The organism is Rhodanobacter sp. OK091 (genome assembly GCF_900142825.1).
In the GTDB taxonomy this organism is placed as follows: Bacteria; Pseudomonadota; Gammaproteobacteria; order Xanthomonadales; family Rhodanobacteraceae; genus Rhodanobacter.
In genome coordinates this window covers 89,424-112,652 of the sequence record NZ_FRCH01000004.1, presented here as the reverse complement: position 1 = coordinate 112,652, position 23,229 = coordinate 89,424, and the positions used below count along the sequence as shown (strand labels likewise).

Below are 23,229 nucleotides of genomic sequence, written 5' to 3'. Positions count from 1 at the left end.
GAAGGTGCCTTTCTAGCACCAGCCGTCCACGCGCGACAGTGCAGAATGCTCAATCCGGCAACGGCTCGACGACCAGAGGCTCGAGTCCCGCCGGAAACGCCGCCCACAGCTCCGCCATACTGAGGCCGCTCTGGGGATGCCGGAACACAGGTGCGATATCCGCGATCGGCCGCAGCACGAAAGCATGCTGCAGCTCCTTGCGGGGAATCTGCAGATGCCCCGCCCCGTCGAGTACCAGCGCGTCGTAGAACACGATGTCGATATCCAGAGTGCGATCGGAATAGCGCGGCAGGTCGCGGCGGCGGCCATGACTATCCTCCAGCGCGTGCAGCCAATCGTTCAGCGCTTCGGGCGACAGCTCGGTATCCAGCCCTACCGCCAGATTGACGAAGTCCGCGCCGTCGAAACCCACCGACCGGCTGCGATACGCCGGCGACACCGTGATGGCACCGAAGCGCTTGCGCAAAGAGGCAATCGCCGCAGGCAGATAACGCTGCGGCTCCAGATTGGAGCCCAGGCTCAGGTAAACCCGCGCCATCAGTCTGGCCGCGTGCCGCGTTCGATCCGTACGCCCACCGCCTTCGCACCCCGCACCGCGCCAGGCTTGGACAATTTCAGGCGTACCCAGCCGACCCCGAACTCCTCGCGGATGATTGCCGCGCAACGTTCGGCCAGCGTCTCGACCAGACCGAAGCTGGACTCACCCACGTAGCCGATCAGCCGCTTGGAAACGTCCTTGTAGTTCAGCGTCAGCGCAATGTCGTCGCTGGCCGCCGGCACCGTGTTGTCGAACGCCATCTCGATATCGAACGACAGCGTCTGCCGCACACGGCGCTCCCAGTCGTAGATGCCGATGACGGTGTCGATGCGCAGGTCTTCGATGAAAACGATATCCATGGCGGTAATCACTGGGGTGGTAGCCATACAGGGTCGGCGAGCTGGCGTCCGGATGCAAGCCGCCGCGGGGCATGGCGGCAAGCATGCGATCATACGCAGATGACCGCCTTCAGCTCGCTCCCGCTCAAACCCGCCTTGCTTGCCAGCATCGAAACGCTCGGCTACGCCACGATGACGCCGGTGCAGGCGCAAAGCCTGCCGCCGATGCTGGAGGGCCGCGACGTGATCGCGCAGGCGCAGACCGGCAGCGGCAAGACCGCGGCGTTCGGCTTGAGCCTGCTGCAATCGATCGACGTGGACACGATCCGGCTGCAGGCGCTGGTGCTGTGCCCGACCCGCGAACTGGCCGACCAGGTCAGCAAGGCGATCCGCAAGCTGGCGGCAAATATCCCGAACGTGAAGCTGCTGACCCTGTGCGGCGGCATGCCGCTGGGCCCGCAGCTGGCCTCGCTCACGCATGACCCGCACATCGTGGTGGGCACGCCCGGCCGTGTGCAGGAACATCTGAAGCGCGAAAGCCTGCATGGCGGCGGCATCAAGGTATTGGTGCTGGACGAAGCCGATCGCATGCTCGACATGGGTTTCACCGAAGCAATCGACGACATCATCGGGCGCATCGCCAAGCACCATCAGACACTGCTGTTCTCGGCGACGTATCCGGACGAAATCCGTGCGGTGAGCCAGCGCGTGCAGAAGCATCCGGTCGAGGTGACAGTGGACGCGCCGGTGCATGAACAGCCGGCGATCGAGCAGCGCTTCCACGAAGTGGAGCCGGCGCAGAAGCCCGACGCGCTGGCGCAACTGCTGAGCGGCGCGCACGCGGAGCATGCCCTGGTGTTCTGCAACATGCGCCGCGAAGTGGATGCGGTAGCGCAGGAGCTGGACCGCCGCGGCTTCTCCGCGCTCGCGCTGCATGGCGACATGGAGCAGCGCGACCGCGACGAGGTGCTGGTGCGTTTCGCCAATCGCAGTTGCGCGGTGCTGGTCGCCACCGACGTGGCCGCGCGCGGTCTGGACATCGTCGCGCTGCCGCTGGTGGTGAGCTACGACATCGCCCACGATCCGGAAACGCACACCCATCGCATCGGCCGCACCGGCCGCGCCGGCCAGACCGGCCTTGCGATCACGCTGTGCACGCCGCGCGAGCGGCCGAAGGCGGCGAACATCGAAGAGCTGGCCGGCGCGCCGCTGCCGTGGCGCCCGCTGAAAGTGGCGCCGTCACGCGGCAAGACCTTGCATCTGGCGCCGATGAAGACGCTGGTGATCGATGCCGGCCGGCAGGACAAGCTGCGTCCCGGCGACATCCTGGGTGCACTCACCGGCGACGCCGGGCTCGACGCGAAAGACATCGGCAAGATCGACGTGTTCGCCACCCGTGCCTACGTGGCGATCAGCCGCGCGCTGGCGAACAAGGCACTCGAGCGCCTGCGCGCGGGCAAGATCAAGGGCCGCAACTTCCGCGTGCGTCCACTGGGCTGACGGTTACTGGCCCCGACATTATTCACCGACCAGAAAGTTGACCCGATGATGCGATCGCCCGGCCTCACCTCGATCTTCGCTCTCGTCCTGCTGCTGGGCAGCGCCGTCGCGCAGGCAGCCATACCGGTTTATGGCTACAAGATCGTGCGCACCTACCCGCACGATGCGGGCGCCTATACCGAAGGCCTGTTCTACAAGGACGGCTATCTCTACGAAAGCACCGGCCAGGCCGGCACCTCGACCGTGCGCAAGGTCGAGCTGCAGAGCGGAGAGACGGTGCAGCGCTACAAGCTGCCGTCGCAGTACTTCGGCGAAGGCATCGTGAACTGGAAAGACCGGCTGGTGCAGCTCACCTGGCAGACGCAGACCGGTTTCGTCTACGACCTGGCCAGCTTCAAGCTGCGGCACACGTTTAGCTATGCGGGCGAAGGCTGGGCGCTGACCCGCGACGATCACCACCTCTACATGAGCGATGGCACGCCGGTGCTGCGTGTGCTGGATCCGGAATCGCTGGCCACGACCCGCCGCATCACGGTGACGGCCGACGGTGTGCCGGTCACCAATCTCAACGAGCTGGAGTGGATCAAGGGCGAGCTCTACGCAAACGTGTGGCTGACCAACCGCATCGCGCGGATCGACCCTGCGAACGGGCACGTCGTGGGCTGGATCGATCTCGGCGGTCTGTTCGACATCAGCCAGTTGCCGGATCCCGGCAACGACGTGCTCAACGGCATCGCCTACGACGCCGCGCACGATCGCCTGTTCGTCACCGGCAAGCGCTGGCCGAAGTTGTTCGAGATCAAGCTGGTGAAGCGACCCACGCCTTGACGCATCACGGCGCGGCGACAGGCATCACCAGCTGCTGAGATAAGCCGACAACGCCTGCATGTCGTCGTCGCTCAGCGTCGACGCAATGCCATGCATGACCTTGGCATTGCTGCTGCCGGCACGCGCGCCGCGCTTGAAGTCGCTCAGTTCCTTGGTCAGGTACAGGCCCGACTGGCCGCGCAGATGCGGAAACGTAGCCCATGGCGGTTGCGGTGCGCTGCTTGGATACGGCTGCGGACCCAGCCCTGCCGGACCGTGGCAACCCTGACAGGGTGGAATGCCTTGCGCGGGATCGCCGGCCAGATACAACTGCGCGCCGCGCGAACTGCCATCGGCTCGTCCCGCCGGCTTCGGCGCCAGCGAGGCGTAGTAGCTGGCCAGGTTGCGCATGTCGGCATCGCTCAGCGCGGCGGCCTGGCCGCTCATCACCGGATCGGTGCGCTGGCCGTCGTGGAATTCTTTCAGCTGCGCGTAAAGATAGGTCGCCGACTGCCCGGCCAGGTTCGGGAAGTTCGGCGCGATCGCCACCCCTTGCGCACCGTGGCACGCCGCGCACACCGCCGCCTTGCCGGCCCCGGCCTGGGCGTCGCCACTGATCGGCTGCATGCGGCGCTGGTCCAGCACGCTGGCGGGCGCGGCGGACGTACGGGTGGCGGGTTGCTGTGCGGCGACGTCGAGCATAGCGGTCGACATCAGCAGGCAAGCCAGCAGGAGACTTGTGCGATAGGTCATCACGGCGCTCACAACTTCAGGTTCAACATGACGCCGACCAGGCTCACGTTGTAGTGCAGCTGGCCGCCCTTGTCGGTGTAGAGGCGGTGGTCGTAGCTGAGCGTGTTGTCGAGCCCGGCGTAATGCCAGTCGCTGAATGCGCCGGTCTCGTAGCGGCCGTACAGGCGCACGCCGACATTGCGATTGACGCGGAAGCTGAGGCCCAGGTCCAGCGTGTTGGTACGGTACTTGTTGTCGGGAAAACCGGCGCCGGCCGCGGCCACGCCGGCGGCATCGCGATAAGCCAGCGCACCGATGGTGGCGTAGGTGTAGCCGACATGACCGAGCGAGCCGGTGTAGTTGTAGCTGATGTCGGCACGCGCGCGACCGAAATCGTGGCTGAAGCTCAAGCCCGCATTGCGATTGCGCTCGCGGTCGAACTCCCACCACTGGTTCGCGTACGGATACAGCGGGCCGCCAAGATTGGGGTCGGTCTGGCCTATCGTGCCCAAGGCTTTGCCGTTGTCCGGCCCGTCCGCATCGTTGACGTTGGAGATGCCCATGCGCGAGCTTTCCGCGCCGAGGTAGGCATTCATCGTGGTCGCCGGCGTCGGTTGCCAGTCCCACTGCACGGTGCTGCCGGTGGTCTGGGTGTTCTGCCGGCCGATCAGCGCATCGTAACGGTCGCGATTGCCGTAGAACGTGGCCGACAACGTGGCCGAATCGCCCCATGGATAGGTGACGATCGCGCGCGCCTTGCTCTCGGTGCGATTGGACAGGTCGTATTTGCGCATGTCGGCGACAGTGTGCGCCGGCAGGCCGGTGGCCGGATCGACGAAACCAGGCAGCGACTCGGAGAAGAACTGCACGTACGGATCGTAGTTGTACTTGTCGCCGTCGCGTTTGGCGAACTCCCAGCTCAACCGTACAGTGGCCCCGATAACATCGCGACTGACCCAGTCGAACTTGATGCGCTGGTCGTCGACGCGCTTGCGCTCGCGATACTTCGGCAGGTTGTGGTCGAAGGTATAGGTGACGCCGAGCGAGGTCTTGCGGCCGAGTTGCCAGTCGGTGCCCAGTTCGAGAATCGCGTCGGTATAGCCGAACGGCACGTTGCGCACGGTGACGTTGGCCGACCGGTACAGCGGGTTGGTCGGGTCGAAGATGCCGGTCTCGCCCGGCACCACGCTGCCCTGCGAGCCGTTCTCGGAGATGTAGCCGTACTGGCCGGTGAGCGGGTTGTAGGCGAGGTAGCGGGTCTTGTTGTCTTCGCGATACCAGCGCAAACCGGCGTGCCAGCCGAACGCCGGCGTGGGATGGAAGGTAATCCGCGCATCGAACAAGCCGGTGTCGATGCGTGCATTCGCGCTCTTCTGCGACAGCGCGGCGGTGGTGTTCCAGTTGGCGCACTGGAAGGTGTAGTCGGCCGGCGGCGCGATGAAGATGCCGCCGGTGCCGGTGCAGGTGGTCGGTGGCAGCAGCGCATCGTTCTGGCGCATCGTGCCCCACGCGCCGGCCACGGTGAACTGGCCGTTCCACTTCAGCTCGCGCGACAGATCCAGCCGCACATTGTGGTAGTCGTTGTCGGGCTCCAGCGAGAACTGGCCGTCCTTGATGTCGGCCACCTGCGGCACGCCGGCCAGGTTGGACAAGGCGAACGGACTTTCGAAGTTCAGGTGATTCTTGTGGTCGCGGAAGAACGAGCCGTTGTAGGTGGCGAGGAAGTGCCAGATCTTGCCGACGTTGCGCACACTGAGGTTGATGTCGGTGGTGCGGAAGTCGATCGGCCGCACCGTTTCCAGAATGCCGCCGTTGTCGGGGAATGGGTAGTTGAAGAACATCGAGCCGCCCCACAGGCGGGTGCCGGTGCGCTTCTCGTTGGTGATGGAGGCGGAGCCTATCCAGTTGCGATACAGCACGCCTTCATAGCTGAGCCCTTCGCGTGTGCGGGTGAGCCCGACATTGCGCCGGGGCGCGGCGGCCGATGCGGCGGCCACCTGCGCCGGCGTGCTGGCACCGGCGACCAGCGGTGCAGGCAAGGTCAGGTCGGTGCTGCCGATGCCATTCCAGATCGGGTAGGCGCTGGTCGACACGGTATGCGGCATGTCGCGGTAGAACGCTTCTATTCGGTAACTTCCGTAGCGTCCGCCGCGCAGGCGATAGAACTGGTCGTCGCCGCTGAGGTGGCTGCCGCGGAATTCGACGTATTCGCCGGTTTTCCGATTGTCGACATTGAGTGCTAGCAGGCCCAGCACGGCACCGCTGCGCCAATCCGCATATTGGCGGAAATATTCCGCGTTGCGGTCGCCGCCGACATGCAGGTAGCCGAGTTCGAGCATCCCGGTGTAAGTCCAGTCGCCCTGGCCCAGCGGCTTGCCCGGATCGACCATCGGCGGATACGGATACAGCGCGCCGGTCGGCGTGCGCAGCATGCCCGCATGCAGATACGACATGCCGTCGGGATCGGCCGGCTGCAGCATCGGTGTCCAGCCGCGCAGGTCGAGCGCATTGCCGAACTGCATGTCGCCCACACGCATGGTGCCGCTGGTATCACTCGCCAGCACGCCCTGTGTACCGAATATTCCGCACAGCAGGCCCAGAGCCAGGGCTTTCGGAGTCGTGCGATTTCCTTTCAGCGCAAGCATCGTCCGCCTCCGTCACTTGTGGAACTTCGGTCCGGAAGGATTGTTGGAGCCGTGGATATTGCTGTGGCAGGTCAGACAGCCGCGCCCGATCAGCCGCTCGTCCGGATGCGGGCCGGTGCCGAGCCCGGCCGCGGTCTGCAGATCGTTCGGATGCAGCGTCATGGTGTGGCACTGCTGGCACAGCATCGGAACCGGCGCGACCAGCAAGGCCTGCTGGTTGGAGCCGTGCACGTCATGGCAGTTGAGGCAGTTCGCGCGCACCGGCGCATGCTCGAACAGGAACGGCCCGCGTTTCTCGGCATGGCAGGTGTAGCAGGTCTCGTTGACCGTATCGGTCTTCAGCAACGGCTTGGTGATGCTGCCGTGCGGATTGTGGCAATCGGTGCAGGCCATCTGCCCTTCCGGCAGCGGCATGTGCGAGCGGCGGTTGAACTTGGCGCGGATGTCCTGGTGGCAGGTCGCGCAGACCTCGTTGATCGACGATTTCGCCAGCACGCCTTCGGGCGACAGCCGCGCCATCGGGTTATGGCAGTCGGTGCAGGACAGCCCGCGGTTCTGGTGGATCGAACCGACCCAGTGCTGTCGCGCGCCGCCGGCGTGGCAGCTCAGGCATACGCCAGCCTGGACTTGAGGCGGGGTTTTCGCATCGTGGGTGAACGCGATGATCGAACCCGGCGCGGTCGGGTTCCTGGCGTGCTCGGAGCCCGGTCCGTGGCAGCTTTCGCACGCGGCCTGCGGGCCGCTGTTCGCCGCACCGGCGCGGAACGAGGCGACGTGCAGGCTGTGCGAGGCCTGCATGTTTTCCTGTGCGTGGCAGGCCACGCAAGTCTTCGCACCGACCGCGTCGGCATTCGGCGCCAGCGGGTTGGGCGGAATCGAGGCGGCGTCGAATGGCGTGGCTGCAGTGTCGTCTACCGGCGGCAAATGCGGATTGTTCTGCCGCGCCGCGTTCGCGCCCATGTCGGTGGCTGGCAACATCTTCGCGATGTCGCTTTGGCTGAGTCCGCTGGACGGGCTGTGCCCGGCATCCGCTGGGCTGGCGCTGCTCGCCGCCGCTTGCTGGGCCTGTGCGCTTCTGGAAGCCAGCAACATGCCACCGATGCTCAATGCCATGCATAACAGGATCGCAAGAAACAATGAAATCGCACGCATGGCTTGGAGCCCCTTGGCTAGCGTGAACAGTCAACGACGACAGGCTGGAACCGCCCCGCTCCGGTACGCGCCTTTCCCAGCGCATCCAACCTTGCCACGATGTGGAATCTTCACCCCGAAACCGCAAAGGATTAAGCCCTTCGCCTTGCGTTTAATGTCCAAGATACAAGAACAATAGCTCCACATTGCGCGCTGCAGCAAGACATTGCGGCGCGCTGCGCTAGCCTGCCGGATATGACGCAAGGACATGCCGTGCAGGACCTCAACGACATCGACTATTTCGTGCAGGTGGTGGAACTGGGTTCCTTCACCGCCGCCAGCAAGGCGCTCGGCGTGGCCAAGTCACAGCTGAGCTTCCGCGTGGCCCGGCTGGAGGCGAGCCTGGGTGTGCGTCTGATCCAGCGCACCACGCGGCGTTCGCATGTCAGTGAGATCGGCCGGCGCTACTACGAGCAATGCCGGCTGCTGCTGGCCGCCGCCGCGCAGACCCAACGCGTCATCGACGATGCCCAGGCGACTCCGCGGGGACGCATCCGCGTGGCGTGTCCGGTGCTGTTCGCGCAGTTGCTGCTGGCGCCGGTCCTGGTCGATTTCCTGAAGCAGCACCCCGACGTGCAGGTCGACCTGGACATTTGCCATCATCAGGCGGACGTGATCGCCGGCGGTTACGACATCGCGTTCCGGGTGCGCGATTCGGTCAAGGATTCCAGTCTGGTCATGCGCAGCTACGGCATGGATCCGCAGGTACTGGTAGCCAGCCCCGACTTGCTGCAGCGTCAAGGCCAGCCGACCCAGCCGCTGGAACTCAAGCGGCTCTCGAGTGTGGGCGTGATCAGCGCCGAGGGCCGGCATTTCTGGCACCTGCGGGACAGCGATGGACGGGCCCAGCAGGTCGAGCATCATCCCAGCCTGGTCAGCGACGATTTGCAGGTGCTGTATCAAGCCGTGATCGGCGGTATCGGCGCGGCGCAACTGCCGCAGTTCGTCTGCCGCGAACCGATCGCCAAAGGCCGGCTGATTCCGCTGCTGCCGGCGTGGTCGCTACCGTCGGGCAACGTGCACGCGGTCTATCCGTCCCGTCACGGCCACACGCCGGCGCTGCGCAGCTTCATCGATTTCGTGGGGCAACACATGCCGCAGGTGCTGCGTCGCACGCAACTGGGCGTGCTCGCCGAAAATGTGCAGCCGGCCCGCACGGCAAAGCGTGGCCGCTGACTGAGGCCGGTTCGTTTACGTCCGCAACCAGCGAGCCGCGCCGCGACCGGCGATCAGGCCGCTGGCGAAACATGCGGTCAGCAGATAGCCACCGGTCGGAGCCTCCCAATCGAGCATCTCGCCGGCGCAGAACACGCCGGGACGGCCACGCAGCATCAGGTTTTCATCCAGCGCCTCCAGCCGTACGCCACCGGCGGTGCTGATCGCTTCGGCCACCGGTCGCGGCGCGCGCAACCGCAGCGGCAACGCCTTGAGCCGTTTCGCCAGCGCCGACGGATCGGCCAGGGTGGGTTTGTCGGTCAGCTCGAACACCAGCGCGCACTTCGCCGCATCCAGCCCGGCACGACGGCGCAGCCAGTCGCCGATGCTGTGTTTGCCGCGCGGTGCCGCGAGACGATCGGCGAGTGCCGATTCGGTATAGCCGGGCACCAGGTCGAGCATCAGCGTCGCCTCACCACGTTCGGCAATCTGTTCGCGCAGCTCCGCGCCGATCGCATAAATCAGACTGCCCTCGATCCCGTATTCGCTGAGTACGCATTCGCCTTGGCGCGCGTGGGCCACCCCGCGGCGATCGACCCAGTGCGCCACCACCGGTTTGAGCGGTGAACCGCCGAAGCGGCTGGACAGATGTTCGCTCCATTCAAGGTCAAACCCGCAATTTGCCGGTTGCAGCGGTGCCAAGTCGACACCCGCTTCCTGCAGCGGTTTTATCCAGGCGCCATCGGAGCCGAGCTGCGGCCAACTGGCACCGCCTAGCGCAAGGATCACCGCCTTGGCCGGCACCGCGCGCGCGCCCTGTGGCGTGGCGAAATGCAAGGTGTCATGCGCCTGCCAGCCCAGCCAGCGATGATGCATGTGAAACGTCACGCCGGACTCGCGCAAGCGGCGCAGCCAGCCACGCAGCAACGGTGCCGCCTTCAGATCGACCGGAAATACCCGCCCGGAACTGCCGGCAAAGGTTTCCACGCTGAGCCCGCGCGCCCATGCGCGCAGCGCATCCGCATCGAACGCGTCGAGCCAGTGCCGGATCTCCGTGCGGCGCGCACCGTAGCGTTCGACAAAACGCGCCAACGGCTCGCTGTGAGTCAGGTTGAGCCCACCCTTGCCGGCCAGCAGGAATTTTCGTCCGACCGAACCCATCGTGTCGTACAGGTCGACGGCCACGCCCGCCGCGCACGCCGCTTCGGCTGCCATCAGGCCCGCTGGGCCGCCGCCGATGATCGCCAGTCGAGGAGGTGTTGTCGAAGTCATCCGTGCATGGTCGCATGCCGCCCGCATGAAAAAGCCCGATCGTTGCCGATCGGGCCGGAGGATTTCTGCTGTGAAACCTGAGATGCGGTTCTGGGCATTTCGAATAACCGAGGCGGCAGCCGCGCTAAGCGGCTGCCGCCGGGGTTACTTACTGCTGGAGACTGTCATCAATGCCGTTTTACAGCCATCGATTCCGTCTTTTTACCGTGCCAAGCTCTCGCCACTTATTAGTGGAGTATCGCGTGCGAGATCGCGCACGAGTTGGTGTCGTTGGACCAGCTGGCCTGCTCGGTGAACGTGCCGGTGCCCATCGTGATGTTGGCCGCACCGCCGGGTGAGCCCGCCGCGATCCAGGCGCACTCATCGGAGTTTTCCTGGCCGCTGCTGGCGGTCCAGCCACCGGCCGGATACGTATCCGACATCATTTCGTGCCACTCGTGACCGAGCGTCATGGTCCAGCCGTCCAGCGTACCGGCGCTGCCCGAGTTGACGAAGTTCACACCGCAGCCGGCGCCGGAGTCCATGTTGTACGGCTGATTGCTGTATGCGAGGTTGCCGTAGGACGAGGTGGTGTAGTCGTGCCATGCGCAGTATTGACGCTGGTACCTGTCCGGGTTGGTGCCGTGCGGCGACGCGATGATGTAGTAGGTGTAGCGGTTCGAGCCTGGCGCGGTGTTGCCGAAGTGCGCCGCGGCAGCGACCGCTTCGGCAGCCAACTGGGCTTGCGTGGCGGCGCGAGGCGAGGCCTTGGAGTTGTCGTACCACACGCCGGCCAGGGTTCCGCCGGTCTGGTACGGCACGAAGCTGGCAGTCGACGGGCAGCTGGTCGCGCCCGTGGCGACGTTGGGGCCGTCGCACCACTGGGTCAGATCCGCCGACCACAGCTCGCTGCCGGTACCGATCCCCTTGAACATTTCCTCAGCCACCGCCGCGGCGCCGTCGGCGTCGCCGGTGAACACGGAGTCGCCCTTGGCATTGGTGGTGCGCGTGCCCCACTGGTTGCCGTAGTACACGATGTAGACCTTCACGTGGCTGTCCATCACGCCCACGCCGCTGGTGCCGCCACCGTAGATCAGCGTGTTCGCACCGGTAAGCGCATTGACCGCGGTAACCGCATGCGAAGCCGTCCAGTGGTTCATCTGGTTCAGCACGTCGCGGGTCGGCAGCACACCGTGACGGTACGCGTGACCGTTGGCCGGCGAATACGGGTTGGTCTCCGAAGTTGAAGCGAACGCCGGCGCGGCGGCAAAGCCGAGCAAGGCGCAGGCGGCAACAGTGTTCAACAGAAAATTGGACTTCATGAATTGATTTCCCCGAAATGAGGACGAGCGGACCTAAAACGGCCGCCCAGACCTCGTGGCAATGACATGTCGTGCCCCTCGCACGACTCTCGTAGTTCAATCATTTGCCTTGCGATTCCGCGATACCCGATAAACCATCACTCCCCCTGTCTTGCCTAGAGGACAGTGTCGAGTCATTGCTTGAACGGCGCATGGATCCCCCGATCCACGACGCCGCTACGGAACCATCCGCCCCATGTTTCCCCGCGACGGACCGGTGGAAACTAGTGGCGTTTGGTAATGGCTGTCAACCTGGAATTAGTCCTAGACGATTACGGAACACAGATAATGTGACATTGCGCAAATCGTATTATCTTGCGATAAAATCGAATCAACACATTAATGCGTGCTAGCGAATCGATCTACTGCATTCGTCAATCCTCAGATTATCCGACGGTAGAAGAATTCTTATCCCTGTCTACGCCTGTCGGCCTGCTTCTGTCGCTGCAGCACACGCGCAAAAAAAGCCCGATCGTTGCCGATCGGGCCGGAGTACTTCCTTGGTCGAAACCGGAGACGCGACTTGCGCATCCCTGATCCCTGAACCGTTGACGGCAGCCGCGCGAGGCCGCTGCCGTCGGTGTGGCTTACTGCACGGTCAGCGTGACATCGTCCAGCACGAACGAGGTCTGCAGCGACGAATCTTCCGTACCAGTGAACTTGATCGTCACCGTCTGGCCGATGTACGCGGCAAGGTTCGCGGTATGCACGGTGTAACCACTGGCGGCGTTGACGTTCGAGTAGGTCGCCAAGGTCGCGAGCACGGTGCCCGAGCTGTTCAGGACCTGCACGTTCAACTTGTCATACGCCGTCGAGCCGGTCTCTGCTGTGTCGATATGCAGAGCGTACGACAGAGTGGCCGAGGTCTTGCCGCTCGGAATAGCCACCGACTGCGACACCGTATCGGTGTGCGCAGAACCGTAGCCATCCAGCCATGCGAACCAGGTGCCGGCATGGGCGACTTCGCCCGAGCAGGTGCTGTTGCTGCACAGCACGCCGGAGCTCATCGACCACGGCGAGGCAGTGCCGCTTTCGAAGCCGGTGTTGCCGAGCAACTGCGACGAACCACCACCACCGCCGGAGACCGTCACCGATGCCGTCTTGGAGTTGGTCGCGCCGCTGACGCTGTCGGTCACCGTTTCGGTCACGCTGTAGGTGCCGGCTGCCGCATAGGTGTGGCTCGGGCTGGTGGCCGTCGAAGTGCCGCCGTCGCCGAACGTCCACGCATGCGACGAAATGGTACCGCCGGTATCGGTGGAGCTGTCGGTGAAGTTCACCGTCAAGCCGCTGATCGTGTCAGTGAAGTTCGCGACCGGCGTGCCGCCACCGGTGCCACCACCCACGATCGGGTGCGAGATCGCACAAGCGTTGGTGTCGTTGGACCAGCTGGCCTGCTCGGTAAACGTGCCGGTGGCGAACGTGATGTTGGCCGCACCGCCGGGTGAACCCGCCGCGATCCAGGCGCACTCGTCGGAGTTTTCCTGGCCGTTGTAGGTCGCATTGCCGGTATGGTTGGTCCAGCCGCCTGCCGGATACGTATCCGACATCATTTCGTGCCACTCGTGGCCGAGTGTCATGGTCCAGCCATCCAGCGTACCGGCGCTGCCCGAGTTGACGAAGTTCACGCCGCAGCCCTGGCCCGAATCAATGTTGTACGGCTGGTTGCTGTACGCGATATCGCCATAGGACGAAGTGGTGTAGTCATGCCATGCGCAGTACGAACCCTGGTAGCTGTCCGGGTTGGTGCCGTGCGGCGACATGATGATGTAGTAGGTGTAGCGGTTCGAACCCGCCGCGGTGTTGCCGAAGTGAGCCGCGGCGGAAACCGCCTCGGCAGCCAACTGGGCTTGCGTGGCGGTGGCGGGCGACGCTTTGGTGTTGTCGTACCAGACGCCGGCAAGCGTGCCGCCGCTCTGGTAAGGCACGAAGTTGGCGTTCGACGGGCAGCTGGTGGCGCCGCTGGTGACATTGGGACCGTCGCACCACTGGGTCAGGTCGGCCGACCACAGTTCGCTGTTGGTACCGATACCCTTGAACATTTCCTCGGCCTTCGCCGCGGCCCCACTGGAGTCGCCAGTGAACACGGAGTCGCCCGAGCTATTGGTCGAGCGCGTGCCCCACTGGGTGCCGTAGTACACGACGTAGACCTTCACCTTGCCGCTCATCACACCCACGCTGTCCAGGGCACCGCCGTAGCTCAGCGTTTCGATGCCGGTGGCCGCCGTCTGTGAGGTCAGCGCGTGCTGGGCCTTCCAATGGTTCATCTTGTTCAATACATCGCGGGTCGGCAGCACACCGTGACGATAGGCGTGGCCGTTGGCCGGCGAATACGGGTTGGTCTCCGAAGCGGACACCGGCGCTGCGGCAATGCCGAGCAACGTGCAAGCTGCAAGAGTGCTCAATAAAAACTTATGCTTCATGAATGTGTTCCCCGAAATGAGGACGAGCGGGCCTAACACGGCCGCCCAGACCCCGTGGCAATGACATGTCGCGCCCTCGCACGACTCTGGTATTTCGATCAATTGCCTTGCGATTCCGCGATACCCGGTGAACCGTCGCTCCCCCTGTCTTGCCTAGAGGACGGCATCGAGCCACTGCTTGAACGGCGCATGGATCCCCCGATCCATATGCTGTTACGGAACCATCCGCCTGATGTATCCCCACGACGGACGGGTGGAAACTAGTGGTGCGGGTAGTGGGTGTCAACCCGGAATTAATCCTATGTGATTACGGTCGCAATTTTAGTAATTGCCTGATTTGCGCATTATTTTGCGTATCTTTCTTTAAAATCTTGCGATTTAATAATTAATGCTGCTGATGCTTCCAAACATTAATGTACGGCGCGATGGATCTATATCCGGAAAAAAGAAAACGATTACGTGCGAATAAATACGTAACGAGCTTTTCCGCATATGGACGCCTGGACGTCCATTTCTCTCCGCACACCCGTAGACAACGTCAATCGAGCGGTACGCCCAGGATGCCAAGCTGGCGCAGGCCACCAGCGCTGGGTTGCAGGACGCGGCTATGCGGCAGCGGGCGCAACCAGCCGGCTTGCAGCATCGCCGAGGTCAGCATCACCCCGAGCGGGCCACCCAGGTGCATGCGGCGTTCGGTCCAGTCCAGGCAGCTCCGGCCAAACAGCTGCGAGACATCGGTCAGTTCCAGCCCGGTGGCGGCCAGTGCTTCCGCACCGTCCGGCTGCAGGAACAGGCCGCGCGATCCGGTCTGCAGCCAGTCGCGCCGCAGCAAGGTGGCGCAGAAGGCAACGCCCAGCGTTCCGGCCAGATGCCGATAACAGCAACGCGCCCGCCTCAGCTTCGCATCGGCCCGGGTCGGCAGCGGCCGTGGCGCGGTTGCACGTGCCAGCGACAGCGATTCCAGCATCGCGGCGACCCGCTCATCGGCCAGCCGATAGTAGCGATGACGACCCTGCGCGTACGCCGCCAACAGGCCGCCATAGAGCAACCGGCGCAGATGCGCGCTGGCGGTGGCCGGTGTGACGCCGGCCGCATGGGCCAGCTCACCGGCCGGGCGGGACGTGCCGTCGACCAGCGCCAGCAGCATGGCGGCGCGCGCCGGCTCGGCCAACAGGCTGCCTAGCTCGGCCAGCTGGTACCGATTGAGGGGTGCGGTATCGTCCATGCCTGCAGTCTAGCGAGGCCGACATGTGCACGTTGCGGCGGCCGACGAAACATCCGCGGCAACTCGCAGCGTGGGCGGCCATGCCGGTGGTGTTTTCAATCGCTCTGGAACACGGCCAGTTCGGGATGGTGCAGGCTGAAGCCCTGCACGCAATTGACTCCAAGCACCGTCAGCGCCTGCACCGTTTCCAGGTCGGTCACCCATTCGGCGACCACTTCAAGGCCGAGCCGATGGCCGATGTCGGTGACGGCCCTGACCATCAGGTGGCTGACCGGATCACTGAGCATGTCGCGCACGAAGCTGCCGTCGATCTTGATGATGTCCAGCGGCAGGTTCTTCAAATAAGTGAACGAGGACATGCCTGCGCCGAAATCATCCAGTGCAATGCGGCAGCCCGCGGCGCGCAATTGCTCCATGAAGCGAACTACCTGCGACAGATTTCGCACCGCCACGGTCTCGGTGATCTCGAAGCAGACCCTCGACGGCTCGACCCGATACTGCCGCAGCCAGCGGATGATCAACCCCGCCAGCGCCTCATCCTCGAGACTGGCACCGGAGAGGTTGATCGCCACCATGCGCAGCTCGGCGCCGGCCGGATGCAAGCGGTCGAAGTTGGCCAGCGTAGTTTCGACCACCCAGCGATCCACCACCGGCATCATGCCGTAGCGCTCGGCCGCCGGCATGAACACGCCCGGCACCACCAACTGACCGGACTCGTCGCGGAACCGCAGCAGCATCTCGATCCCGGCCTCACCACCGGAGGTCAGCGGCAGCAGCCAGATTTCCTGGTACATCAGCACCAGGCGATGCTCGTCGACCGCCCAGCGCAGCCGGTTGGCCCATTCCATCTCGCCGTGGCGCCGCAGGGTTTCGTCGTCGCGTTCGGAATAGAAATGCACCCGGTTGCGGCCCACTTCCTTGGCCATGTAGCAGGCGGTATCGGCCTGCGTGAGCAGGTCCTTCACCAGGATGTCCGGACGATCGATCATCACGCCGCCGATGCTGGCGCTGACGGTGTAGCTGCGCCGCTCCCAGATGAATATGTAGCCGTCGATGCTACGGCGCACGCGTTCGGCTATCTCTTCGGCGGCGGCGCGATCGGCCACATCGGCGATCAACACACCGAACTCGTCGCCGCCCAGACGCGCCAGCACGTCGGTGCTGGCCAGCTGCCTGCCCACGACGATGGCCAGCTGCGCCAGCAGCTGATCGCCGGCCAGATGGCCGGAAGTGTCATTGACCAGCTTGAACTGGTCGAGGTCGAGATACAGCAGGACCGCGGGCGGTGTGTCGCTGTCGGTCAGCGTCAGCGCAGCCTGCAGCCGGCGCTCGAACTCGCGCCGGTTGTACAGCCCGGTCAAGGCATCATGGCTGGCCTGGTGACTCAGCAGCTCGGTCAGTTGCCGTTGCTCGCTGATGTCGTTCGCCACCACCAGCAGCTTGTCGCGGCCGCTCAACACGATCCGCGAGATCGCCACGCTGGCCCAGAAACTGGCACCGTCGCCGATACGCAGCTGCGCTTCGAACCGGCTGCAGCCGCGGGTATCCGCGCTGCGCAACCACGTACGCAGATACTGATCCTCGAACAGATCGGGCATATCCCGTTCGCCCACATGTTCACCGAGACGATCGCGCGCAGCCCGGTTTGTGTAGGTGATCCGTCCGCCCTCGACCTCGGCCAGCAACACCAGCATCGGCAAAAGGTCGTTCAGCGCACGAAAACGCTCCTCGCTCTCGCGGTAACGGCGACTCATCCGCCAACCCAGATCGAGCGCCCGCTGGCGCGTGCTGACCACGGAAAAAACCAGCATCGCCAGCAATACGCTCATCAGCGAGCCGGCGAGCAAGGTGGACTGGCTCCATGCGATCCGCGTGGCACCGGAGTCCAACGGCTGCATCGAGATGTCCCACATGCGGCCGCCATAGATGAGCCTGCGCTCGAAGCGGTAGCCGCTTGCCGGGATGGCCGGGCCCGGGCCCGGATGCGAATCGAACAGCGGCAGCGCTATCGGATCGCTGGCGTCGGTAATGCGCACATGCAGCTCGCGGATCAACTGCTCCGGGATGGCATCGCCGATCAGGTGGCTCACTCGAAACGACATCGCGATCGAGCCGCGCATGCGTTCGCGCCGCTCGTTGACCGTGCGCGGCGGATTGCCCGGACTGAAGATCGGCAGCCGCATCGTGATGCCGTCGTCCGGCGCATTGGACGAGACCTGCTGCACCGGGCGGAACGGCGCCGAAAGCGCGACTTGATCGGTGTCGCGCGAAGCCAGCAGGGCAGCCAGATTTCGGGGCTGCGCACCGACGTCGAGCCCTGCCACCGCCTCGTTCCCCGTCAGCGGATTGACCCAACGGGTTATGTAATGCTCGCCGCCGGGCCGTACCTCGCGTTGCGCATACGCCAGCGCAAGCAGGCTGGGAAATTGTTCGCGCGGGCGCATGTTGAGATAGAGCGTGCCGAAATCCGCCGGGGTGACTTCCGCCGAGACAAGAAAAAGCGTCTGCACGGCACGCAGCAGCGCCTCGGCCGAATGCAACTTCGCCTGCAGCGCCGCATAGCTCTTGTTGGCAAGCTCATTGCGGACAAAGGTTCGCTCCGCTTCCCGGGCCTGCACCTGCTGGCCATGGACGGCCAGCGTCACGGCCAGTCCTGTCAGCAGCGCCAGCAGACTCCACAGAAGCGCCGTCAGATGGCGCGGCGAGGACACCGGAATCGCGGAATGATGGGAATCAGATTTCTCTGGCAAGGTACCCCCGGGCGAAACCGTTGCGACCAAGGGTACACAACCATGCAGCGGCCATGGCGTGCGCGAAGTAACGCTTCCGGTCAGTCCGTGCGTTCGAGGCGATCAATGGCGCAGACGCGGCTTGGCGCGATGCGTGGGCGTGGCGGTCCACGGATCGTCCGGCCACGGATGGCGCGGATAACGTCCTTTCAGTTCCTTCTTCACTTCCGGATAGGTGCGCTCCCAGAAGCCTTTCAGGTCCTGAGTTACCTGGATCGGCCGGCCCGCCGGCGAGAGCAGATGCAACGTGACCGGAATGCGGCCACTGCCGACGCGTGGGGTATCGGCGAGACCGAACAGTTCCTGCAGCTTCACCGCCAGCACCGGCGGCTCGCCTTCGGCGTATTCGAGACGTCGGCTCTGGCCGCTGGGCACCAGGAGACTTTCCGGCGCCTGCGCATCGAGCAGGCGACGCTGCTCGTAGTCGAACAATGCCGTCAGCGCCTGCGACAGTTCTTCCGCGCTCAACGCATCGAGCCGGTGCTTGCCATCCAGATACGGCGCCAGCCAGTCATCCAGCGAGGCCAGTAGCGCGGCATCGGAAACATCGGGCAGACCCAGCTCAGGCATCCATGCACGCAGCGCCTGCATGCGCGCCCGCAAGCGTCGCGCATGCTCGCTCCAGGGAAGTACGCCGATCCCGCTGGCGCGCACCGCAGCGAGCAGGGCCGACAACGCATCCTGCGGCTGCACCGGCACACTGCGCCGCTCCAGCACGATGGCGCCGAAGCGCCGTTCGTCGAACGCCTCGACCGCGGCGCGTTCGGCGTTCCAGCGCAGCGTGCGTTCGCGCCTGAACTGGGCTGGATAGTCGCGTTCCAGCACGCGTGGATCGAGCGGCGCGGCGGCCAGGATCAGGCTGTCGCGCGCCTCGTGGCGGATATCCAGCGCGACCAGCCACGGCTCGCCGTGCAAGGCGGTGTTTTCGTGCAGACGCGCACCGCGGCCATTGGCCAGCGTGTAGCGCAATGGATTGCTGTCGTCGCGGCGCGCGACTCTGTCGGGGAACGCGTGCAGTAGCAGCTCGCCCACACTGTGGCTGTCCGGCATGCCGCTGGCCGCGGTACGCATCTCAAGACGCCGGCGCCAGCCCTTGCTGGCCTGCTCGATCGCCGCCAGCGCGCCGGCGTCCACCTCGCCACGCGCGGTGCTGCCGCGACGATCGCGCCACGCATGCAAGGCCGCCACCCGCACCCGGAAATCATCGCTGCGCGCCTGTTCGCCACGCAGCGGCGAGCGGGCTTCCATCAACGCCAGCAGATCGGCGATCAACGCACGCAGCTCGACCGGCGCACGCCATGCCGCCGCGGCCAGCCGCGGAGCGGCGCCCAGCTCCAACATGCCCCGGCCCAACGCGGTGATGCGGCCATCGGCGCCCAGTGCCCCGAGTCGCGTGAGCAGCTCGCGTGCCTGCGCCAGCGCACCGGTCGGCGGCGGATCCAGCCAGCGCATCGCGGCGATGCCGTCGGGTGGAACACCCCAGGCGGCCAATTCCAGCGCCAGCGCGGACAATTCGGCCTGGGCGATTTCCGCGCTGCGCGCCGGTTCCAGTCGCTTGCTTTGCGGCCATAACCGATACGCCGTGCCCGCCGCCACGCGGCCTGCGCGGCCAGCACGCTGGTCGGCCGAAGCCTGCGAGATACTGACGGTCTCCAAACGGGTGAAGCCGGAGTTCGGATCGAAGCGCGGCTCGCGCGCGAGGCCGGCATCGATCACCGCACGTATGCCCGGCAAGGTGATGCTGGACTCGGCCACGTTGGTCGCCAGCACGACACGTCTCGTGCCTGGCTCGGCCGGTGCCAGCGCGGCCTGCTGTTCGGCCAGCGAGAGTTCGCCGTGCAGGGCAAGCACTTCGACGTCGTCACGCGTCAGCGTCTGCGCCAGCACGGTCTGCGCACGCGCAATCTCGCGCCGGCCGGGCAGGAACGCCAGCACGTCGCCGTCGTTTTCCTCCAGTGCCTGCCGCACGATGCGGGCCAGATGATGCTCGATGCTTTCCTGCGTGCGGGCGGGCGGATGCTCGATGCGCACCGGAAAACTGCGCCCGGGGCTGGAAATGCGCGGCGCATCCAGCCATTGCGCAATGCGCTCGCCATCCAGCGTGGCCGACATCACCAGCAGGCGCAGTTCGGGGTGCAGCGTGGCCTGCACGTCCAGCGCCAGCACAGCACCAAGATCGCCGGCCAGATGGCGCTCGTGAAATTCGTCGAACACGATCGCACCGATGCCGCTCAGTTCCGGATCGTGCTGGATCAGCCGGGTCAGGATGCCTTCGGTGACCACCTCGATCCGGGTCGCCGCGCTCACCTTCGATTCGAAGCGGATGCGGTAGCCGACGGTCTGGCCTACCGCTTCGCCGAGTTGCTGCGCCATGAATTGCGCGGCGGCGCGTGCGGCGATGCGGCGCGGCTCCAGCATTACGATCTTCCGCCCCGCCAGCCACGCCGCGTCGAGCAAGGCCAGCGGCACCTGGGTGGTTTTGCCGGCGCCAGGCGGCGCCTCCAGTACCAGCCGCGGATGCGCGATAAGCGATGCGCGGATCTGCGGCAACAGCGGCGTAATGGGAAATATCGGCGGAGATGCAGTCATCCGCGCCGATGATAACGAGCCGCGGGCGGCCTGTACGGTCGCCCGCGGCAAACTCTCAGCCCCGCGCCACGATCATGGCGATGGCGCCTGTTGCAGACACGTTGCTTGCTGCTTGCGCGCGGCGTCGACGCTGCCCAGACGGTTGCTGTGCTGGCGCGCTTCGATGATGACCTGCCAGTTGCGCTCGCACAGGGCACCGTGGCGCGAGCCCTGCTTCCATGACTGCATCGCCAGATCCTGCGCGGTGGTGTAGTCGGAGTGCTGCAGCGCGGTCTCGGCATGCTGCTGCAACTGCTCCGGCCAGCCCGGCGCCGGTGCCGTGGCTGGCAACGGTGCGACGACTGCCGGCGCCGTGCCGGCACGATCGGCGGATGCACGCAGTGGCGCCAGCGACTCGAACTTGCTCTGGTAGTCGTCGGTGACCTGGCGCGCATCCTCGCCACCGCGAATCACTCGCGGCGTGATCAGCACGATCAGCTCGGTGCGGTTGCGGCTGCGGTTGGTGTTGCCGAACAGACGGCCAAAGATGGGCACCCGATTGATTCCCGGAATGCCGGTGTCGGTGTTGCCTTCGGCCTGCTGGATCAGGCCACCGAGCAGCACGGTCTGCCCGCTCTGCACCGCCACCTGGGTGGCCAGCTTGCGTTGCGAGATGGCCGGATTGCCGTTGACCAGCGCTACCGACGTGTCGCGCTGGCTGACCTCCTGGCTGATGTTCATGTAGACCAGGCCGCCGGGATTGATACGCGGCTGCACATTGAGGATCACACCGGTGTTGAGGTAGGTCACCTGGCTGTAACTGGTGGCCGTGCCGATACCGGTGTTGACGCTGGTCTGGTTGATCGGAATCTGGTCGCCGACCGTGATGCTCGCCAACTGGTTGTTCATCACCACCATCGACGGCGCCGACAGCGTCTTGGTGTTGCCGCTGGTCTCCATCGCATTCACGGCGACCTGCAGCTGGCTGTTGAGGAAGGAGTAGAAGAACGGCTGGCCCTTGAAGACATTGCCGCCCTGGCCCAGCGCGATCTGCCGGTGCCGGTACGGTTCGCCGGGCACGATGTTGCCGTTGCTGTCGGTGGTGCTGCCGGTCAGCCCTTCCAGATACCACTGCACGCCGAACTGGAATTCGCCGGTGAGGCTGACCTCGAGGATGCGCGTCTCGATCTGCACCTGCATCGGCACGTTGTCGAGCTTGTGGATCGCCGCCTTGATCTCCTCCCACTGCGACGGCCGTGCGCGCACCAGCAGCTGGTTGTTGCTGTCGACCGAACTGATCTTCACGCTGCCGTCGCTGGAGCTGTACTGCTGGTCGCTCGACGCGCCGGCATTGTTGCCGCCGCCCGTGCCGGTGTTGCCGAAACCGGACGACGTTCCGCCCAGGCCACCTGCCGCACCAGCGTTTTCACCGGTTTCGGAGCCGCCGGATTTTCCGTTGAGGCCGCCACCCAGCCCGCCGCTGCCCAGGCCGCCACTGGTCCCGCCAGCCGAGCTGCCGAAGCTGCCCGCGGTGCTGCCCATGCTGGTCGCGCTGGCATTGTTGGCACTGCCCAGCGTGCCGCCGCTCAGGCCCGGACCGACCTGGCCGCCGTTGTCGCCGCCGCCGTTGCCGGCGCCATTGGTATAGATCTGTGCCAGATACTTCGCCAGGTCCGACGCCTTGATGTTGCGCACGTCGTAGACGAACAACTGTGGCTCGTTGCCACCGCCACGATCGATGCGGGTGATCCAGTCGCCGACTTCCTGCAGGTATTCGGGCTGGGTGCTGATCACCACCAGCGCATTGGTGCGTTCGATCGGGATGAAGCGCAGCATGCCGGCCAACGGGGTATCGCCGTGCGCACCGAACATCCCGTCCAGCTTCGGCATCAGCTCGCCCACGTTGGCGTATTGCAGGTTGAACACGCCCACCGACATGCCGCGCAGCCAGTCGACGTCGAAGGTGCGCACCATGCTCTGGTAGTTGGCCAGCTCCTCCGGCGTGCCCGACATCACCAGCAGATTGCGCGCCGGATCCACCAGCAGGATCGAATCCGTTCGCGCGAACGGCTTGATCAACTTCTGCATCTCGGTGGCCGAAATGTAGTGCAGCGAAAACAGCCGCGCCTGCATGCCGCCCTGCGGCGACGCCGCGCCGAGGCTGGGCACCAGGTTGCCGGGGACGGCCTCCTTCTCCGGCACCACCACGTAGCCGCCATTGCGCCGCACCAGCGCGTTGTGCGTCCACGACAGCAGAGTTTCCAGGATCGGCAACGCCTGGCTCGAATCGACCGGCTCGGACGTGGAGAACGAGATGTTGCCCTGTACGCCCGGCACGATCGTGTAGTTCTGCTTGAGCAGGTCGCCGAGGATCGCCTTGACTACCGCCTGCACCGGCTGGTTCTCGAAGTTGAACGTCACCGCGCCATTGCCGCTGGCCGCCGGACGCGGCGTGGTCAGAGCACCGGGCCGGATGAACTGGCCGCTGCCGTGGCTGACCTCGGTTTTCACGGTGGCCGCGCTTTCGTTGTTGATGTCGTTGTTCAACGGCAGCGGTGCGGGCACGGGGTTGCGAGTGCCGGCCATCGCTTCGCGCTGCAGCGCGCCGTTGTCAGGTGCAGGCGGCAGGCTGGCGCAACCGGCCATGCCCACGACGACGGCAAGTGTGGCGGTGCGCAGGACTTGCTGGGTGAGCATGCGGAACATGGA

General features: G+C 65.2%; 15 protein-coding genes. 3 read left to right on the top strand and 12 right to left on the bottom strand.

The genetic code is table 11. The features are described from left to right. Positions 1–49: 49 nt before the first annotated feature. Both folK and folB read right to left on the bottom strand, forming a co-directional pair. Positions 50–538 carry a 2-amino-4-hydroxy-6-hydroxymethyldihydropteridine diphosphokinase gene (gene folK / locus BUA26_RS17060; RefSeq protein WP_072762090.1) on the bottom strand — a complete coding sequence of 163 codons (489 nt, stop codon included), beginning with the start codon at positions 536–538 and terminating at the stop codon, positions 50–52. Further along, positions 538–897, bottom strand: a complete 360-nt coding sequence (folB, locus tag BUA26_RS17055) for a dihydroneopterin aldolase (protein WP_072762089.1) — start codon at positions 895–897, stop codon at positions 538–540. Before folB ends, folK begins: the two co-directional genes overlap by 1 nt. A gap of 99 nt (positions 898–996) precedes the next feature. On the opposite strand from folB, the gene dbpA reads away from it, so the two are divergent. Both dbpA and BUA26_RS17045 read left to right on the top strand, forming a co-directional pair. After that, positions 997–2,376, top strand: coding sequence for an ATP-dependent RNA helicase DbpA (gene dbpA / locus BUA26_RS17050; RefSeq protein WP_072762088.1), 1,380 nt, complete (start codon positions 997–999; stop codon positions 2,374–2,376). Between the two features lie 48 nt (positions 2,377–2,424). Further along, a complete protein-coding gene (locus BUA26_RS17045) occupies positions 2,425–3,204 on the top strand; it encodes a glutaminyl-peptide cyclotransferase (RefSeq protein ID WP_072762247.1) in 780 nt (259 codons plus the stop codon). Positions 3,205–3,228: 24 nt separating this feature from the next. On the opposite strand, the gene BUA26_RS17040 is transcribed toward BUA26_RS17045, so the two are convergent. The 3 genes from BUA26_RS17040 to BUA26_RS17030 are packed head-to-tail and all read right to left on the bottom strand — an operon-like array spanning position 3,229 to position 7,712. After that, complete coding sequence (locus BUA26_RS17040) at positions 3,229–3,936, bottom strand: c-type cytochrome (RefSeq protein WP_083573075.1); 708 nt, start codon at positions 3,934–3,936, stop codon at positions 3,229–3,231. A gap of 8 nt (positions 3,937–3,944) precedes the next feature. Continuing rightward, positions 3,945–6,560 (bottom strand): MtrB/PioB family outer membrane beta-barrel protein, encoded by a 2,616-nt coding sequence (locus BUA26_RS17035; RefSeq protein ID WP_072762087.1) that lies wholly within the window; start codon positions 6,558–6,560, stop codon positions 3,945–3,947. 12 nt (positions 6,561–6,572) lie between these two features. Next, positions 6,573–7,712 carry a DmsE family decaheme c-type cytochrome gene (locus tag BUA26_RS17030; protein WP_072762086.1) on the bottom strand — a complete coding sequence of 380 codons (1,140 nt, stop codon included), beginning with the start codon at positions 7,710–7,712 and terminating at the stop codon, positions 6,573–6,575. A gap of 252 nt (positions 7,713–7,964) precedes the next feature. Here BUA26_RS17030 and BUA26_RS17025 point away from each other — a divergent pair, with 252 nt between their 5' ends. Beyond that, entirely contained in the window at positions 7,965–8,927 is a 963-nt protein-coding gene (locus BUA26_RS17025) for a LysR substrate-binding domain-containing protein (RefSeq protein ID WP_072762245.1), read from the top strand. Positions 8,928–8,942: 15 nt separating this feature from the next. Here BUA26_RS17025 and BUA26_RS17020 read toward each other — a convergent pair whose 3' ends face one another. From BUA26_RS17020 to gspD, 7 genes are all read right to left on the bottom strand, one after another. Beyond that, a complete protein-coding gene (locus BUA26_RS17020; RefSeq protein ID WP_072762085.1) occupies positions 8,943–10,178 on the bottom strand; it encodes a TIGR03862 family flavoprotein in 1,236 nt (411 codons plus the stop codon). A 227-nt stretch (positions 10,179–10,405) separates the two neighbouring features. Further along, positions 10,406–11,479, bottom strand: coding sequence for a hypothetical protein (locus BUA26_RS17015; RefSeq protein WP_072762084.1), 1,074 nt, complete (start codon positions 11,477–11,479; stop codon positions 10,406–10,408). A 626-nt stretch (positions 11,480–12,105) separates the two neighbouring features. Then, entirely contained in the window at positions 12,106–13,938 is a 1,833-nt protein-coding gene (locus BUA26_RS19925; RefSeq protein WP_083573059.1) for a PKD domain-containing protein, read from the bottom strand. Between the two features lie 538 nt (positions 13,939–14,476). Further along, a complete protein-coding gene (locus BUA26_RS17005) occupies positions 14,477–15,163 on the bottom strand; it encodes an ArsR/SmtB family transcription factor (protein WP_072762083.1) in 687 nt (228 codons plus the stop codon). A 95-nt stretch (positions 15,164–15,258) separates the two neighbouring features. Then, complete coding sequence (locus BUA26_RS17000; RefSeq protein ID WP_255368403.1) at positions 15,259–17,874, bottom strand: bifunctional diguanylate cyclase/phosphodiesterase; 2,616 nt, start codon at positions 17,872–17,874, stop codon at positions 15,259–15,261. 141 nt (positions 17,875–18,015) lie between these two features. After that, complete coding sequence (gene hrpB / locus BUA26_RS16995) at positions 18,016–20,541, bottom strand: ATP-dependent helicase HrpB (protein ID WP_072762081.1); 2,526 nt, start codon at positions 20,539–20,541, stop codon at positions 18,016–18,018. A 72-nt stretch (positions 20,542–20,613) separates the two neighbouring features. Continuing rightward, positions 20,614–23,226 carry a type II secretion system secretin GspD gene (gspD, locus tag BUA26_RS16990; RefSeq protein WP_072762080.1) on the bottom strand — a complete coding sequence of 871 codons (2,613 nt, stop codon included), beginning with the start codon at positions 23,224–23,226 and terminating at the stop codon, positions 20,614–20,616. Between the last annotated feature and the right edge of the window lie 3 nt (positions 23,227–23,229).